This window comes from Butyrivibrio sp. AE3009, from assembly GCF_000420845.1.
GTDB lineage: Bacteria > Bacillota > Clostridia > Lachnospirales > Lachnospiraceae > Butyrivibrio.
Map to the genome: position 1 here is coordinate 1 of NZ_ATVS01000022.1, position 15,417 is coordinate 15,417.

The following is a 15,417-nucleotide window of genomic DNA, read 5'->3' on the forward strand; positions in this document are numbered from 1 at the left end:
ATTGGTACTCATTGATACTTTATGGCTGGATTATCCGGTTAAATTACGTATCATCTAGAGTTTTTATCTAAACAGACGTAGTCCTTTCCGGGCATTACGTCTAAAATCCCATTTTTACTTATTAGAAGTAGCGTGCTAAGTTTTTTATTACGTCTATATTGGGGGAAAATGTATAAATACGTAAATCTGATTTGGAAGTGAAAAGGCAGGCAGAATTATTACGTCTTACTCAATGAATTATGCAGATAGACGTAAGTAATTTTGAATTTCTGTGGGACCGCTACGTCTCATACAGAAAATTGCATTATAAGACGTAACGAGATTTTTTTACTACGTCTTATTTACATAATTAGAGGAATAGACGTAAACTATCAGTTCAAAAAAGTGCAAAAGTATACTGTTTACCGATTTCGGCTTGGAGATTTATACATTCCAATAAACGTTCCCAATTATTTATTCACAATCTCAGCAATCTCATCAGCATTTTCCCTGTTAACCTTGATATAGTCGCAGCCTATATAATGCTTGTTGCCTTCGCCTGTGATATAGCGGACAGCGGCGTCTACAGCATTGTGGGACTGTGAGATATAGTCGTTGAAAACTGTTCCCACGAGAGATCCGTCTTTTACATATTCGATAGCCTGGGGGAGGGCGTCAACACCCACTACCAATATGTCCTGACCGGGCTTAATGTCTGCGGCATTAAGGGCCTCTATGGCGCCTATTGCCATGGCGTCGTTGTTGCAGATTATCAGTTCAACTTCCGGGTGGGCTACAAGGGCCTTGGCGACAAGCTCCCTTGCTGTGGCTGTGTCCCAGTTGCCGACACCTGTGTAGAGGCAATCCATATTCCAACCCTCATGGGCAATGGTGGCTACTGAGTATTCGGATCTGTATCTTGCATCTATGTTTTCCGGAGCACCCTCAATGAGGTAGTATTTGACGGAGCCATCGCCGTTTTTGTCTACAGCGGATTCTCCAAGGCTTAAGACCAGCTCGCCCTGATAGATTCCGGACTGTCTGGCATCACAGCCCACATAGGTCATGTTGAGGTTGTAATCCTCCCAGCGGCTTTCCTCGGAAGCCTCCGGTTCTCTGTTGATGTAGATGACGGGAACACCGGCAGCAGAGGCCATATCCGTGATGGGACGAACGACGTTTACATTGACCGGGTTGACGATGAGAGCATCATACCCTTCATCAATAAGCTGCTGTGCCTGCTCAAGCTGAGTATCCATGTTGTTGAGCGCATCCAGCATGGTGATGTTCTCCTTGGAAAAACCAAGGCTATCAAGATACTTCTCTGTTTCTTCGGAAAAGCGTGACATGAAATCGTCACTAAATTGATAAATAAGGACACCGATTCTTTTATTTGACAAGTCCGCACTGTCTGAATTGTCGATGATAGCTTCATCCCTGCCCAAAAGACTTGAGCCGGAGGAACATCCCATAAGAGTGGGAACAAGGACCATTATCAGACCTGCAAGGACAAGAAATCTATTTTTCATGCTAAACCTCTGTCATATTTTTTGAAAAACATATTTTAGTATAGCAGAAAACAAGCATATTACATATCGTTTTTATGTAAATGTGTCAGAAAAATCCACAGCGCAAGAAGCAGGATTATTCCTGCAAATAAAAAATGCCTTATATTGGGATGGGAGCCTGTCTCAGAGTTATCAGCAAGCGAATCGAGAGGGTCCTGATACAGTATGATGCCGGTTCCCAGATTATGAGTGGAAATGGTGATTGAGTCTGGCTCAGGGTCAAGATCCGGTAAAAGAACGTATTCCCCCATATTGCTTACCATGATCCAGTAAGAGCGCTCTTCGGAGATCAGATACAAGGGTACGTCTATTTCAATGAAAACATCATCCGAGAGGGCGCTGAGACTTTCGGAAGGACTGCCGGGAGCGGTTTTTTCAGCGGAAAATTCGATATACATTCCCTCTGAGAGTTTACCCAGGGAGGCTTCTTCCTTCTGTCTGGCGGCATCTAACTGCTGCTTGAGAAATTCATCAGAGATATCTTCGGATATAGCAAGGTTCAGACTAAGGTCGGCAGTCTGACCGCCTGAAATGGCCTCCAGCTCCTTTTTGGTAAAGCATGCCTCCACCAGATTGTCATAGTCGGCAGGCCTGTAGGCAGGAGGAGCTATCTCATACAGGCTTTCGGAATTCAATGTGATATTTACGGTTCCTTCTTCGTAGGACAGGCGGGTGGTTTCGTGCATTCAGGCCTCCAAAAAATGCGATATTCTCAATATTATCTTACATCAATTAACTAAATATAGATAGTTTGCAAAAATAAAAAAAGAGCAAAGAATTGATATCCTTTGCTCTTTGCATTATCCGGTTATTTCTGCCTGATATTATTCAGCAGATGAAGCCTCTGCGGCGGTATCATCAACATACTCTGTTGAGATAGCTTCTGTTGAAGCATCTGCTGCAGCTGCGTCATCGTTCTTACCTACCTTGTTGTAGACAATAGAACCAACGATTGCTGCAACAATTGCAACAGCGGCAAGACAGCTGATGATCTTGGCAATCTTTCTTCTCTTTTTCTGCTTCTCGATTCTTTCCTTACGACCTGCTTTTTCTTTTTTGTAAGCGTCTATTTTTTCCTGACTCATAATTCCCTCAATCCCTTTTCTCTGATTTTTGCTATTCCGTGAATATTTCTTTCACAAAAGCTTTATTCATTATACTACATTTCCTTAAAAATAGTTAAAATTAATTTGTGAATATTATGCGTTCGTTGTATCTTAAGGTAGGAGAATTTGAAGATGAAATTTTATTTTGCACCTATGGAGGGGATAACTCTTTATCCTCTGAGAAATATTCATAACAGTATGTTCGGCGACAGTATAGACAAGTACTATACACCTTTTATTACGGCAACCCACAATTTCCATTTCAAGAAAAGGGAAAAAAGGGATGCCCTCTTTGAGAACAGTCCCGCCTTTGAATCGGATAAGGACAGGATATGTGCTCAGATAATGGCGGGGAGACCGGACACCTTCTGCTGGGCCGCCGTTGAGATGAAAAAATTGGGCTATCACGAGGTTAATCTGAATCTTGGATGCCCTGCTCCCACTGTGGTCAATAGGCACAAGGGTGCGGGCCTTCTTCTGGATACAGAATACCTGGATTGGATGCTTGGCGAAATTTTTGGGAAACTGCAGCCCTACGATGAGGGCGGTGTTGATATTTCGCTCAAGACAAGGCTCGGGTTTTACGACGAAGATGAGGCAGAGAAACTCATGCAGATCTACGCCAAATATCCGATCAGTGAACTGACCATTCATTCCAGAGTAAGAGAAGACTACTACAAGGGCGAACCCAGAGTAGACGCCTACAAAAAAGCTGTCAGCATATACCGTGAGAGCGGCGGAGCGGCACCTGTGTGCTACAACGGCAACATCCTGTCCTCCGGCGATGAGTCGATAATTGCTGAGATTGCGGATATCTCCGATGCAGTCATGCTGGGACGCGGAATAATGGAGAACCCCGCCCTTGCAAGAGAACTAAGAGGCGGAGAACTTCTTTCAAACGAAGAACTCAAGGAATATCTGGAAAAATTATATTATGGCTTTGCCGAGTACATTCCCGAAGAGAGAAATGTTATCTTCAAGATGCTTGAACACTGGGCTTTTCTTGCCGGAAGGTTCGAAGGCAAGGAAAAGGAACTCAAGGCCATCAGGAAATCCCGCAGTAAGGGCGAGTATTTCGCTGCGGTTAATAATTTTTTTGCAAAGTGATTCGGAGCTAAGGTGGAAAAAAAGCTTATTCGTAAAAATGACATAATTCTCCTGGGAGGACTGCTTTTTGTTTTGGCTGTCATAACTCTGATTGTATTCCTGACGAGGCAGGCAGGGGCAGAGGTGGTAGTGTCCGTTGACGGACAGGAAGTTGCAGCTTTTCCTCTTGATGTGGACACAACCTATGAGATAGAGGGCGCCGGCGGAGGCAGGAACCTGCTGGTAATAGAAGGCGGTCAGGCTTATCTTAGTGACGCCAGCTGCCCGGATCTATTGTGTGTTCACATGGGCAAAATAAGCAGAGCCGGGCAGTCCATAATCTGCCTTCCCAACAAGGTTACTGTGGAGATACGGGGAAAAGAAAAGAGCGAAGAATACGATACTATTGTAGGTTAAGGGGATTTAGAACTTGAGGAAAACATCCAAACTTGCGCTATATGGAGTGATGACAGCACTGGCGATGATACTTAGCTTTGTTGAGTCTCAGATACCGGCTTTTGTTGCTGTACCCGGAGTTAAGATCGGGCTTACCAATATTGCTGTTCTTGCAGCTCTTTATATCCTTGGTGACAAAGGAGCTCTGGCAATTAATTTCGTGAGAATAGTAGCAGTGGCGCTTCTGTTCGGCAATGCCATGAGCTTATCCTTTTCACTTGCAGGAGGCATGCTTGCCACTATAGTAATGATACTTCTTAAGAAGCTTGGCAGATTTTCGGCGACGGGAGTCAGCATCGCAGGAGGACTCTGCCATAATCTTGGACAGATAATCATGGCGATGATTATTCTGAATACAAAGGCAATTTTCTGGTATCTTCCCGTTCTGTGGTTAAGCGGAATTTTGTCCGGATTTGTCATCGGAATCATAGGTGCTCTTGTTATCCGCAGAATCCCTGTGGGTAAATCTGATTTTTGAATTATTTGTGAACTTTCAAAACTTTCTTGCATTTTACTCTTTTTATGTATAATATGTTCTCATCAGCATTCAGCTGGTACAAATCACAGGAGTTCTCCTGCTGATATTTCACTTTTTTATCAAATATTCGCTGCATATGTTGTGGTGTCTGTTTTTGGGGCTTTTCATACATATGCCGCGCAAGGAAGAAAGGGTATGTAATGAAACTGAAAGAGAGATTCGGAAAACAGAACAATTCAATCAAGCAGCTCTTAAAAAAGCTGAAAAGACATGACACTGTAGTGGTGGCCATTGCGGTACTGATCGCACTGATACTGTGCGGCGGACTCATCTACCTTAGCACCCCTGTGGTTGCATCCAGCGTTGCGGAGGAGTACGGGGAAAAAGGCATGGAAGCCAACGAACAGACCAGGGAGAAGCTGGATGAGATTCATGAGTATCTCACAGAGCTTGACAAGCTGGTATGCGACAACAAGGAAGGCATCGACTCAATCTGCGAGGATACCAGGGAACTTAGGAAAATAAGCAGTAAGGAGACTAATGATTCGGAGACAAACAACACAGAGACCATTACCAGCGAGATTAAGAGCACCATCACAGAGAAGATAATAGGTCTCGATAAGTCCGTATCGGAGATTCACTCCAGCATTGAGAAGACTAATGACAAGATCACGGAGGTCGAGAAGCTCATCATCGCCGGGGATCAGGATAACAAGAAACTAATCGCCGAGGGCTTTGATAAGATAAGCGAAGATCTCTCCGTGATCAAGCAGCAGTATGCGCAGATTCAGGAAGATAACCGCGCTCTGACAGAGGAACTCAAAAAAGAAATTAATGACGGAGATGCGCAGATAAACAATAATCTGACTGCCAAGTACAATGCTATCATTGACAAGCTTGACAAGATGAACGAGGATCTGCAGGCCAAAGACAAGGAGGCCATAGATGCCTTCAGAGGCGATATTCAGGCACTTAGTTCGGATATCGGCGGCAAGATCACCGCACTTAACAATAATGTAGATAACAAGTTCGGCGGCCTTCAGGAGACCATATCCGGCTATAATGAGACCGTGGTTAACAAGATCGATTCTCAGAATGCCAAAATGGATTCGGATATAGGATCGCTCAAATCCTATATGGAAGAAGAGATCGGATCGGTAAACACCAAGCTTGATGAGGTTTTTCAATCTGTGAGTAAGGGCAAAGAACAACTGGCATCCGCCTTACTCACCAAAGGCGTAACTGTCAGTGAGGATGCCAGCTTCTATGAGTTAAGCCAGGCTATTTCCAGCATAGATACAACCCAGATGCAGGGAGAGATTGAGTATATCAGACATTATCATGTCGACGGAAACGGCAATAAATATGAAGGAGAAGAAGTGCCCGCAGACAGGCATGGAGGCTGTTTTACCGTGGCTAAGAAGCATCAGCATACATCTGCGTGCTACAAAAAGGTAACGGTATATACCTACTCCACCGGTACAAGTGTTGATAATCTCGGGGCTGCCTATACTGTAAACAGTGAGCAGTACTATAACTATCGTTGCAATTATTGCGGCTCTACATTTGTAAACACCAATCCTTCCCATGCGGAAACAACAAGAGATTATTCAGATATTCAGAAGCGAAACGGACAGTCTGTAACCTCCAAGCAGGTGACAGTTTCAAATTGTAGTCTCGGCAATCAGGCAGATGTATACGCTTGCAGCTGTGGTTATCTGAATGGCCAGATCATAGAAGCCCGCATCAAGTATGATTCCCACAAACCCACAGTAAGACCCGCTGATGTGCTGACTCCTGAGGATGAAGAAGCAGCGGTGGCAGAAGCAAGAACTGATGGTGAAGTTATTTCGGGCAATGAAGCCGTGCTCGGTGAAACAGAAGCGGCCGGTGGAGAAGCTACTCGCGGCAGCGAAGATAACAGTAATGAAAATGTACAGGATGCCCCCGGTAAAACTGATGGTGACAGCCAGGTTGTCACTGAGGCTGTGGCCACGACATTTATCCACACCGAAGTAGGAAATGATGAAAAGGGGCCTGACGGCGGGGAAAATCCGCAACCTTGACATTATTTCAGGGGCTGCTATAGAATATACTTTGTTGTAGTAGATATAGCACAGATGTTTGTGCAGAATGGAGTATACATATGACAAAGATAGATATTATTTCAGGCTTCCTCGGAGCAGGAAAGACGACACTTATAAAGAAGCTTCTCAAGGAAGCTCTGGCAGGAACAAAAGTAGTTCTTATTGAAAATGAGTTCGGAGAGATCGGTATTGACGGCGGCTTTCTTAAGGAAGCAGGAATTGAGATCACCGAGATGAATTCAGGCTGCATCTGCTGCTCACTGGTGGGTGATTTCGAGACCTCCCTCAAGCAGGTTATGGAACAGTATGCACCTGAGAGAATCCTCATCGAGCCCTCAGGAGTAGGCAAGTTATCCGATGTTATGAGAGCTATTCAGAACATCGCCGACGGATCAGCTGATATGGAGCTTAACAGCGCAGTTACCGTTGTTGATGTATCCAAGGCTAAGGTTTATATCAAGAACTTCGGCGAATTCTTCATCAATCAGATTGAGAACGCCGGCACAATTATCCTTACAAGAACAGACAAGGCTGATCAGGCCAAGATTGAAACAGCTGTAGAGCTTATTCGTCAGCACAATCCCAAGGCAACAATCATCACAACTCCTCTTGATCAGATTACAGGTAAAGAGATTCTTGATACCTTCGAGGGCAACAATGATCTGGAAGCTGAGCTTCTTAAGCTTGTTATGGAAGAGCAGGAAGAGCATCATCACCATCATCATCACCATGGTGCACACAAGACCGTTGCAGAGGATGGCTCAGTAGTATACAGCGCTCACCACGACCACGATGAAGATGAGTGTGACGATGAGGAGTGCAGCTGCCACCATCACCATCACGACCATGATGACGATGATGAGCATGAACACGAGCATCATCACCATCACGACCATGACGATGACGATGATGAGCATGAACACGAGCATCACCATCACCATCACGACCACGATGATGACGATGATGAGCATGAACACGAGCATCATCACCACCATCACGATCATGATGATGACGATGATGAGCATGAGCACGAGCATCATCACCACGATCATGATCACGCTGCTCACGATGTATTTACAAGCTGGGGTATGGAGACTCCCCTTAAATATACAGCTGAGGAGATTGAGTCCATGCTTGCAAGGCTTGAGGACGAAGAGACCTATGGTATCGTTCTTCGTACCAAGGGTGTTGTTCCATCAACAGACGGCTCCTGGATAGAGTTTGACTATGTTCCCGGAGAGGCTGATGTCCGTAAGGGTGCAGCTGATGTAACAGGTAAATTCTGCGTTATCGGATCTAAGCTTAAGGAAGAGAACCTTGAGAAGCTGTTCCGCAGACTTTAAGCTATGATAAGGAGAAGTAAATTGAAACCGGTATATATAATCAATGGTTTTTTAGATAGCGGTAAGACTGATTTTTTCAGATATACCATCGCTCAGCCCTATTTCAGAACCAAGGGCAAGACCCTTCTTATAGTATGTGAAGAGGGCGAGAATGATTATGAGGACAGGCTCCTTAAATCAACCAATACGGTTATCGAGATGATCGAGGACGAAGAGGATTTCAATCCTGACACTCTCATTGCTCTTGATGCCAAGCACAATCCCGAGAGAATCCTTGTGGAATACAACGGTATGTGGAACTTCAAGAACATGAAGCTTCCTGTAATGTGGAATCTGGAGCAGCAGATAACAGTCATCGATGCCTCCAGCTTCGAACTGTATTTCAGCAATATGAAGTCTCTTCTTGCAGAGCAGATCAGGAATTCCGATCTTATTCTGTTTAACCGCTGCGACGGTATAGAGGATCTTGCATCCTATAAGAGAAATGTCAAGGCAATCAATCAGAAGGCAGATATCATCTTCGAGGACAAGAACGGCGAAGTTGATGTTACTCTTGACGAGGATCTTCCTTTTGATTTAAATGCCAACCCGATAGATCTTAACAATTACGGCTATGGTATGTTCTATCTTGATGCTCTTGATCATGTTGAGAGATATGAAGGCAAGACTGTAAGATTCAAAGGCATGGTCCTTAAGCCCGAGGAATTCCCTAAGAACAGATTCGTTCCCGGAAGAATGGCTATGACCTGCTGTGCTCAGGATATGCAGTTTTTGGGCTTTGCCTGCGAATATGACAAGACAGAAGAGCTTAATGAGAAGGACTGGGTTCTCGTTACCGCCAAGGTTGAGAAGCAGTATGTTGCTGAATACCAGGGCGAAGGTCCCGTTCTCAAGGCTGTTTCAGTGGAGAAGACCACAGAGCCTGAAAATCAGGTAATAGATTTTTCCAATCCTCAGCAGTAAGAATCTGATCTCAGGAGAATTATATGTTTAATTATCTTCCGCTTCAGTGGATGTTTCTTTTCTATTCCTACAGCTTTTTGGGATGGATATGGGAATCACTGTATGTTTCGGTTTTAGAGAAAAGACTGGTTAACAGGGGCTTCATGCGAGGCCCCTTTATTCCTTTATATGGTTGCGGCGGAGTCATGATGCTGGTGGTATCAAGGCCCTTTTACGACAATGTGCTTCTGGTATATCTGGCAGGGTGTCTCGGCGCCACGCTTCTTGAGCTTATAACGGGCATTCTCATGGAGACCCTGTTTAACGTAAGATATTGGGATTACCACCACAAGAAGTTCAATTTCAAAGGGTATACCTGCCTTGAGTCAACGCTGTTCTGGGGCGTTTGTACCGTTGTGTTTTCCCACTACCTGCAGATACCGGTTGAAAAACTGCTCTTGTCCATACCATATAACATACTGACTGTTGTTACTCTGGTTCTGACAATATATATCAGCTGCGACTTCATGATTGCCTTCAAGACAGCTCTGGAACTCCGCGATGTTCTGATGTATATGGAGAAGGCCAAGGCTGAGATCCAGAGAATGCAGAAGCGTCTTGACGTTATCATTGCCTTTAAGGGCGAAGATGTCAAAGAAGGCATAGGCAATACCGCCTCCGGAACCCTTAATACCGCAATTAACTTTGGAAGCGGCATTGGAAATAAGGCCCAGGCCATTACCTCCGGAATAAGCAGCAGACTCGATGTCCTTAGCAGCACCCTTGAGGGAACCTTTGCAAGTGTCAGGGAAAAGATCAAGCTGGATCCTTCTTCCTACGTGGAAGGGGCCAAAGAAGAGGTTGCAGAGCTCTATGTTAAGTACAGAGTTATAATGTCCAAGCTGACACCTCCGCCGGTGAAGGGATTTTTTGAGTGGTACAAGGCCCGCACAATCGCAGGCAACCCGACAATTACCTCCAGGTTCAGAATAAGTATGGATGAACTTAAGGAAAAGGTAATGAGCAGAATCGACAAATAAGAAATAATAAAGAACAACAAAAAACCTGATGCCGGTGAGAAGACATCAGGTTTTATTATTATCAAAAATATTAAAAAGTAAAAGCTTAAGCCATCTTGTTTACAGCCTGTGCAAGACGGGAAACCTTTCTTGAAGCAGTGTTCTTCTTGATGATTCCCTTTGACTCAGCCTTGTCGATAGCAGATGTAGCAGCAAGGAGTGCCTTAGCAGCCTCGTCCTTGTTACCAGCCTCAACAGCTGCTCTAACCTTCTTGATCTCTGTCTTAACAGCTGACTTGATCATCTGATTTCTCTCAGCCTTCTTGCTATTTACCAAAACTCTCTTCTTAGCGGATTTGATATTTGCCATAGTTACCTCCGATTTATACTAGAAAAATTGAAATTATGTTTGTGTGTGCATTAAGCCGGACACGGACAGTTAATGCTACATACTCTGTCTATTCTAGATGAAATTGCGCAAACTGTCAATAGATATAATGGATTTTTGGGCTCCGTCATGTTATTATAGGTTGTTGGAAAAAATAGTTAATTATAAGATTGAGGAAATATAAGTGGATCAGAGTAAGATTAGAAATTTTTGTATAGTAGCACACATCGATCACGGCAAATCAACCCTGGCCGACAGAATGATCGAAAAGACAGGTGTCCTTACCAGCAGAGAGATGCAGAATCAGGTGCTGGACAACATGGATATCGAGCGTGAGAGAGGAATCACCATCAAATCTCAGGCTGTGCGAATGATATATAAGGCTAAGGATGGTCAGGAATACATCCTTAACATGATAGACACCCCCGGCCACGTTGACTTTGGTTATGAGGTATCAAGAAGCCTTGCAGCCTGTGACGGAGCCATTCTGGTGGTTGATGCCACACAGGGTGTTGAAGCCCAGACCCTTGCCAATGTGTATATGGCCCTTGACCATGACCTTGACGTATTTCCGGTCATCAACAAGATAGACCTTCCCAGCGCAATGCCCCAGGAAGTCAAGGACGAGGTTGAGGACGTGATCGGAATCGAGGCCCAGGATGCACCTCTTATCTCAGCCAAGAACGGAATCGGTATTGAGGAGGTTCTGGAGGCGGTTGTTGAGAAGATCCCCGCTCCGGTTGGTGATGTATCCAAGCCTTTGACTGCACTTATTTTTGACAGTATCTATGATTCCTACAGAGGAGTTATCGTATTTGTCAGAGTAAGAGACGGTGTTATCAGGAAGGGAATGAAGGTCAAGTTCATGGCAACCGACGCTGAGGCGGATGTTGTTGAGGTTGGCTATTTCGGACCGGGAAGATTTATCGCAAGTGATGAACTTACTGCCGGTGAAGTTGGATATTTTACCGCATCAATCAAGAATATCGAGGATACCCGCGTAGGTGATACCGTAACGGATCTGGCCAATCCCTGCAAGGAGGCCCTTCCCGGTTACAAGAAGGTTATGCCTATGGTGTACTGCGGACTTTACCCCGCAGACTCCGCTCATTATTCGGATTTAAGAGATGCACTGGAAAAGCTTCAGCTCAATGATGCTTCTCTTTTCTATGAGCCAGAGACTTCTCAGGCTCTGGGCTTTGGCTTCAGAGCAGGTTTCCTTGGACTTCTCCATCTGGAGGTAATCCAGGAGAGACTTGAGAGAGAGTATGACCTTAACCTGGTGACCACAGCGCCTTCCGTTGTATACAAGGTACATAAGACCGACGGCACCGTATTTGATCTTACCAACCCTACCAATCTGCCGGATCCTTCCGAGATCGATTATATGGAGGAGCCGATCGTTAACGGTGAGATCATGGTGACAACTGATTATGTGGGAGCCATTATGCAGCTGTGCCAGGAGAGAAGAGGCAAATACTTAAGTACCGATTACATTGAGCAGACAAGAGCAATCCTTAAATATGAGCTTCCTCTTAACGAGATTATCTATGATTTCTTCGATGCCCTCAAGTCAAGATCAAGGGGCTATGCATCCTTTGACTATGAGCTCAAGGGCTATGAGAAGTCCGATCTTGTCAAGCTGGATATTCTTATCAACAGGGAAGAAGTGGATGCGCTGTCCTTCATCGTTCACAAGGAGGGTGCATATGAGCGCGGCCGCAAGATGTGCGAGAAGCTCAAGGATGAGATCCCAAGGCATATGTTTGAGATTCCCATCCAGGCATCTGTCGGAGGCAAGGTTATAGCAAGAGAGACCGTCAAGGCATACAGGAAGGACGTTCTTGCCAAGTGCTACGGCGGTGATATCTCACGTAAGAAGAAGCTTTTGGAGAAGCAGAAGGAAGGCAAAAAGAAGATGCGTCAGATCGGTAACGTAGAAGTTCCCCAGTCAGCATTCTTAAGCGTCCTTAAGCTTGACAGCGTAGATTAAATATTAAGAGATCAGCTATGAAACAGTTGTCTATTTATGTGCATGTTCCTTTTTGTGTCAAGAAGTGTCTGTATTGCGATTTCCTGTCCTTTAACGCAAGGCCGGAACTGATCGACGGATACTTCGGCGCTCTGGTAAAGGAGATAGAGGCATGTGCTGATAAGTTCAGAGATTATGAAATAAAGTCGGTGTTCTTCGGAGGGGGAACACCTTCTTTTGTTGACAGCAGGCTGATATGTGAGACGTTAGGCGTGGTCGCAGGGAACTTTCGCATAAGGAGCGACGCTGAGATCAGTATAGAGGTCAATCCCGCTTCGGCAATATACGGCAAACTGTGCAATTACAGACAGGCAGGCTTTAACAGGATCAGCATAGGAGCCCAGTCCCTTAACGACAGCGAGCTTGTGGCTATCGGGCGGGCCCATGACAAAAAGGCCTTCTATGAGACCTTCGAGAATGCGAGGAAGGCCGGTTTTAGCAATATCAACGTGGATGTGATGAGCGCTCTTCCGGGGCAGAGCCTGGATTCCTATATGGATACCCTCAAAAAAGTAGTCAGCTTAAGACCTGAGCACATCTCTGCCTACAGTCTTATCATCGAGGAGGGGACTCCTTTTTATGACATGAAGCTGGATCTTCCCTCTGAGGAAGTGGACAGGGCCATGTATCATGAGACCAAGAGATTTCTTGAAGAGCACAGATATCACAGATATGAGATATCCAATTATGCCCTTGGCAGAGACCATGAGTGCTCACACAACAAGGTCTACTGGACAAGAGGTGAGTATCTGGGACTTGGAATCGGCGCAGCTTCTATGGTGGATAACAGAAGATGGAACAATACAAGAAATGTGGAGGATTACATCCAGAACAGTACGAATCCGGATTCAGTCAGAGAAAACGTGGAAGAACTTGATGTCAAAGCTCAGATGGAAGAGTTCATGTTCCTTGGGCTTCGTCTTGTAGAGGGAATCAGCATCAGCGAATTTGAGAGGCAGTTTGGCAAGGATATTTTTGCGGTCTACGGAGATGTTATTTCCAGGTACAGGGAAATGGGCCTTCTTGAGCTGCAAAAAGGGTGGCTGCGTCTTACCGACAAGGGGCTTGATGTTAGCAATACCGTTATGGCTGACTTTTTATTGTAAAGTACTATTGATTAAATCATTTTCTGATAGTAAGATTAAGTGCTATCGTTTATAAAGGGAGTTACAGGTATGAATTACAACTTTTTTGCATTGATATCAAGAATGAGATATATAGAGAGATGGGCTCTTATGCGCAACACAAGGCCTGAGAATCTCTGCGAGCATTCCATGGAGGTTGCCATGATCGCGCATGCGCTCTGCACCATAGGAAATGTCAGATACGGCAAGAATCTGGATGCGGACAAAGCTGCTCTTGTGGGCCTCTATCATGACGCTTCCGAGATAATCACCGGAGATATGCCTACTCCCGTCAAATATTTTAACAAGGAGCTCAAGGCTGCTTACAAGGAGGTTGAGGCCATTGCCGATGACAAGCTTCTTGATAAGCTCCCCAAGGATCTCAGACCTTCCTACGAGAAGATATTCAAGGGAGATATGGGCCCTAATGAGGCATATATGAGAAAACTGGTAAAGGCCGCAGACAAGCTCTCGGCTCTTATCAAGTGCATGGCTGAGGTAAGCGCAGGAAATACCGAGTTCAGAACAGCCAAAGAGAGCACTGAGAAATCCATAAGGAGCCTCTACCAGGAGCTTCCTGAGGTTTTGGACTTTGTAAATGAGTTCCTTGGCCCCTATGGAGATACTTTAGATGAATTAACTTAATACAGTTGATTTTTGCACTTGTAAGCGCCATAATTAATCTGAGGCTTTATTCAGTCGGCAAGATTAATTATGCATGATGAGTGAGAGGTATACATGTCAAGAATCGAGGATATCCTAAGAGAGGCTAAAGACAACGGTGCTTCGGACGTACATATCACAGTAGGTCTTCCGCCCAAGATGAGACTCAATGGCAAGCTTGTTGCCATGGACAAATATGAGAAGATGACTCCTGCGGATACAAGCCAGATCGCGGATGAAGTCATGAACGAGAAGCAAAGAGAACACCTGGAGGAGAACGGACAGCATGATATGTCCTTTTCAATCCCCGGCGTTGGAAGATACAGACTCAATGTGTTCAGACAGCGTGGTTCTATAGCTATGGCTTTCAGAGTTGTGGCAACTCAGATCCCATCCGCTGACAGTCTGGGAATTCCGGATACCGTCATCGACCTGTATAACAGGAAAAGAGGCCTGGTTCTTGTTACCGGACCTACCGGAAGCGGCAAATCCACTACGCTTGCTTCGATAATCGATATGATCAATAACAACCGGGAGGCTCATGTAATAACCCTTGAGGACCCGATTGAGTTTACCTATCAGCACAGAATGTCGATTGTTAACCAGAGGGAGATCGGAACGGATTCCAACAGCTACGCCAATGCCCTCAGGGCGGCGCTTCGTGAGGATCCGGATGTAATTCTTGTGGGAGAGATGCGAGATCTTGAGACCATAAGTACAGCGATCACAGCTGCAGAGACAGGTCATCTGGTGCTGTCAACGGTTCACACCATCGGAGCATCCAATACCGTAGACAGACTGATCGATGTATTTCCGCCTCATCAGCAGCAACAGATAAGGATTCAGCTGGCCAGCGTAATAGAAGCCATCATTTCCCAGCAGCTCATTCCCTCCAATGACGGGGTTACCAGACATGCTGCCTTTGAAGTGCTTCACGTCAACAGCGCTGTAAGGAACCTCATAAGAGAGGGTAAGTCTCACCAGCTTATAACCATAATGCAGACCAACAGGAAGATGGGCATGATAACCATGGACGATGCTATCATCCAGATGTACAAGGATCAGAAGATATCAAGAGAAATGGCTATCCAGTTTGCCCAGGATCCTGATAATATGCAGATGAAGATGTTAAGATAAATCTTATAA

The 15,417-nt window shown here is 45.1% G+C and carries 15 protein-coding genes; 11 read left to right on the forward strand and 4 right to left on the reverse strand.

The features are described 5' to 3' along the window. Positions 1-449: 449 nt before the first annotated feature. From G588_RS0111805 to G588_RS20090, 3 genes are all read right to left on the reverse strand, one after another. Positions 450-1,508, reverse strand: coding sequence for a substrate-binding domain-containing protein (locus tag G588_RS0111805; RefSeq protein WP_022778946.1), 1,059 nt, complete (start codon positions 1,506-1,508; stop codon positions 450-452). A gap of 59 nt (positions 1,509-1,567) precedes the next feature. Then, entirely contained in the window at positions 1,568-2,233 is a 666-nt protein-coding gene (locus tag G588_RS0111810; protein WP_022778947.1) for a hypothetical protein, read from the reverse strand. Between the two features lie 138 nt (positions 2,234-2,371). Further along, positions 2,372-2,632: a hypothetical protein gene (locus G588_RS20090; RefSeq protein WP_022778948.1), complete on the reverse strand. Its 261-nt coding sequence runs from the start codon at positions 2,630-2,632 to the stop codon at positions 2,372-2,374. 153 nt (positions 2,633-2,785) lie between these two features. Here G588_RS20090 and G588_RS0111820 point away from each other — a divergent pair, with 153 nt between their 5' ends. From G588_RS0111820 to G588_RS0111850, 7 genes are all read left to right on the forward strand, one after another. Further along, positions 2,786-3,760 (forward strand): tRNA dihydrouridine synthase, encoded by a 975-nt coding sequence (locus G588_RS0111820; RefSeq protein WP_022778949.1) that lies wholly within the window; start codon positions 2,786-2,788, stop codon positions 3,758-3,760. A 12-nt stretch (positions 3,761-3,772) separates the two neighbouring features. After that, positions 3,773-4,156 (forward strand): NusG domain II-containing protein, encoded by a 384-nt coding sequence (locus tag G588_RS0111825; protein ID WP_022778950.1) that lies wholly within the window; start codon positions 3,773-3,775, stop codon positions 4,154-4,156. A gap of 13 nt (positions 4,157-4,169) precedes the next feature. Beyond that, a complete protein-coding gene (locus G588_RS0111830) occupies positions 4,170-4,673 on the forward strand; it encodes a Gx transporter family protein (RefSeq protein WP_022778951.1) in 504 nt (167 codons plus the stop codon). Between the two features lie 200 nt (positions 4,674-4,873). After that, a complete protein-coding gene (locus G588_RS0111835) occupies positions 4,874-6,739 on the forward strand; it encodes a hypothetical protein (RefSeq protein WP_022778952.1) in 1,866 nt (621 codons plus the stop codon). Positions 6,740-6,819: 80 nt separating this feature from the next. Continuing rightward, positions 6,820-8,103 carry a GTP-binding protein gene (locus G588_RS0111840; RefSeq protein ID WP_022778953.1) on the forward strand — a complete coding sequence of 428 codons (1,284 nt, stop codon included), beginning with the start codon at positions 6,820-6,822 and terminating at the stop codon, positions 8,101-8,103. Between the two features lie 3 nt (positions 8,104-8,106). Next, entirely contained in the window at positions 8,107-9,066 is a 960-nt protein-coding gene (locus G588_RS0111845) for a TIGR03943 family putative permease subunit (protein WP_022778954.1), read from the forward strand. Positions 9,067-9,089: 23 nt separating this feature from the next. Continuing rightward, complete coding sequence (locus G588_RS0111850; RefSeq protein ID WP_022778955.1) at positions 9,090-10,085, forward strand: putative ABC transporter permease; 996 nt, start codon at positions 9,090-9,092, stop codon at positions 10,083-10,085. Between the two features lie 85 nt (positions 10,086-10,170). On the opposite strand, the gene rpsT is transcribed toward G588_RS0111850, so the two are convergent. Next, positions 10,171-10,434, reverse strand: a complete 264-nt coding sequence (gene rpsT, locus G588_RS0111855; protein ID WP_022778956.1) for a 30S ribosomal protein S20 — start codon at positions 10,432-10,434, stop codon at positions 10,171-10,173. Between the two features lie 202 nt (positions 10,435-10,636). On the opposite strand from rpsT, the gene lepA reads away from it, so the two are divergent. The 4 genes from lepA (at position 10,637) to G588_RS0111875 (ending at position 15,408) form a co-directional block, all read left to right on the forward strand. Continuing rightward, positions 10,637-12,445, forward strand: coding sequence for a translation elongation factor 4 (lepA, locus tag G588_RS0111860; protein WP_022778957.1), 1,809 nt, complete (start codon positions 10,637-10,639; stop codon positions 12,443-12,445). A 17-nt stretch (positions 12,446-12,462) separates the two neighbouring features. Beyond that, positions 12,463-13,590, forward strand: coding sequence for a radical SAM family heme chaperone HemW (hemW, locus tag G588_RS0111865; RefSeq protein ID WP_022778958.1), 1,128 nt, complete (start codon positions 12,463-12,465; stop codon positions 13,588-13,590). Between the two features lie 69 nt (positions 13,591-13,659). Next, positions 13,660-14,253 (forward strand): 5'-deoxynucleotidase, encoded by a 594-nt coding sequence (gene yfbR, locus G588_RS0111870; RefSeq protein ID WP_022778959.1) that lies wholly within the window; start codon positions 13,660-13,662, stop codon positions 14,251-14,253. A gap of 93 nt (positions 14,254-14,346) precedes the next feature. Continuing rightward, positions 14,347-15,408 (forward strand): type IV pilus twitching motility protein PilT, encoded by a 1,062-nt coding sequence (locus G588_RS0111875; RefSeq protein ID WP_022778960.1) that lies wholly within the window; start codon positions 14,347-14,349, stop codon positions 15,406-15,408. The last annotated feature ends 9 nt before the right edge of the window (positions 15,409-15,417 follow it).

Excerpts from the sequence above, each read along its gene's own strand:
- G588_RS0111805 (WP_022778946.1), bottom strand. The coding sequence starts at position 1,508 with ATGAAAAATAGATTTCTTGTCCTTGCAGGTCTGATAATGGTCCTTGTT.
- G588_RS0111810 (WP_022778947.1), bottom strand. The coding sequence starts at position 2,233 with ATGCACGAAACCACCCGCCTGTCCTACGAAGAAGGAACCGTAAATATC.
- G588_RS20090 (WP_022778948.1), bottom strand. The coding sequence starts at position 2,632 with ATGAGTCAGGAAAAAATAGACGCTTACAAAAAAGAAAAAGCAGGTCGT.
- G588_RS0111820 (WP_022778949.1), top strand. The coding sequence starts at position 2,786 with ATGAAATTTTATTTTGCACCTATGGAGGGGATAACTCTTTATCCTCTG.
- G588_RS0111835 (WP_022778952.1), top strand. The coding sequence starts at position 4,874 with ATGAAACTGAAAGAGAGATTCGGAAAACAGAACAATTCAATCAAGCAG.
- G588_RS0111840 (WP_022778953.1), top strand. The coding sequence starts at position 6,820 with ATGACAAAGATAGATATTATTTCAGGCTTCCTCGGAGCAGGAAAGACG.
- G588_RS0111845 (WP_022778954.1), top strand. The coding sequence starts at position 8,107 with ATGATAAGGAGAAGTAAATTGAAACCGGTATATATAATCAATGGTTTT.
- G588_RS0111850 (WP_022778955.1), top strand. The coding sequence starts at position 9,090 with ATGTTTAATTATCTTCCGCTTCAGTGGATGTTTCTTTTCTATTCCTAC.
- rpsT (WP_022778956.1), bottom strand. The coding sequence starts at position 10,434 with ATGGCAAATATCAAATCCGCTAAGAAGAGAGTTTTGGTAAATAGCAAG.
- hemW (WP_022778958.1), top strand. The coding sequence starts at position 12,463 with ATGAAACAGTTGTCTATTTATGTGCATGTTCCTTTTTGTGTCAAGAAG.
- yfbR (WP_022778959.1), top strand. The coding sequence starts at position 13,660 with ATGAATTACAACTTTTTTGCATTGATATCAAGAATGAGATATATAGAG.
- G588_RS0111875 (WP_022778960.1), top strand. The coding sequence starts at position 14,347 with ATGTCAAGAATCGAGGATATCCTAAGAGAGGCTAAAGACAACGGTGCT.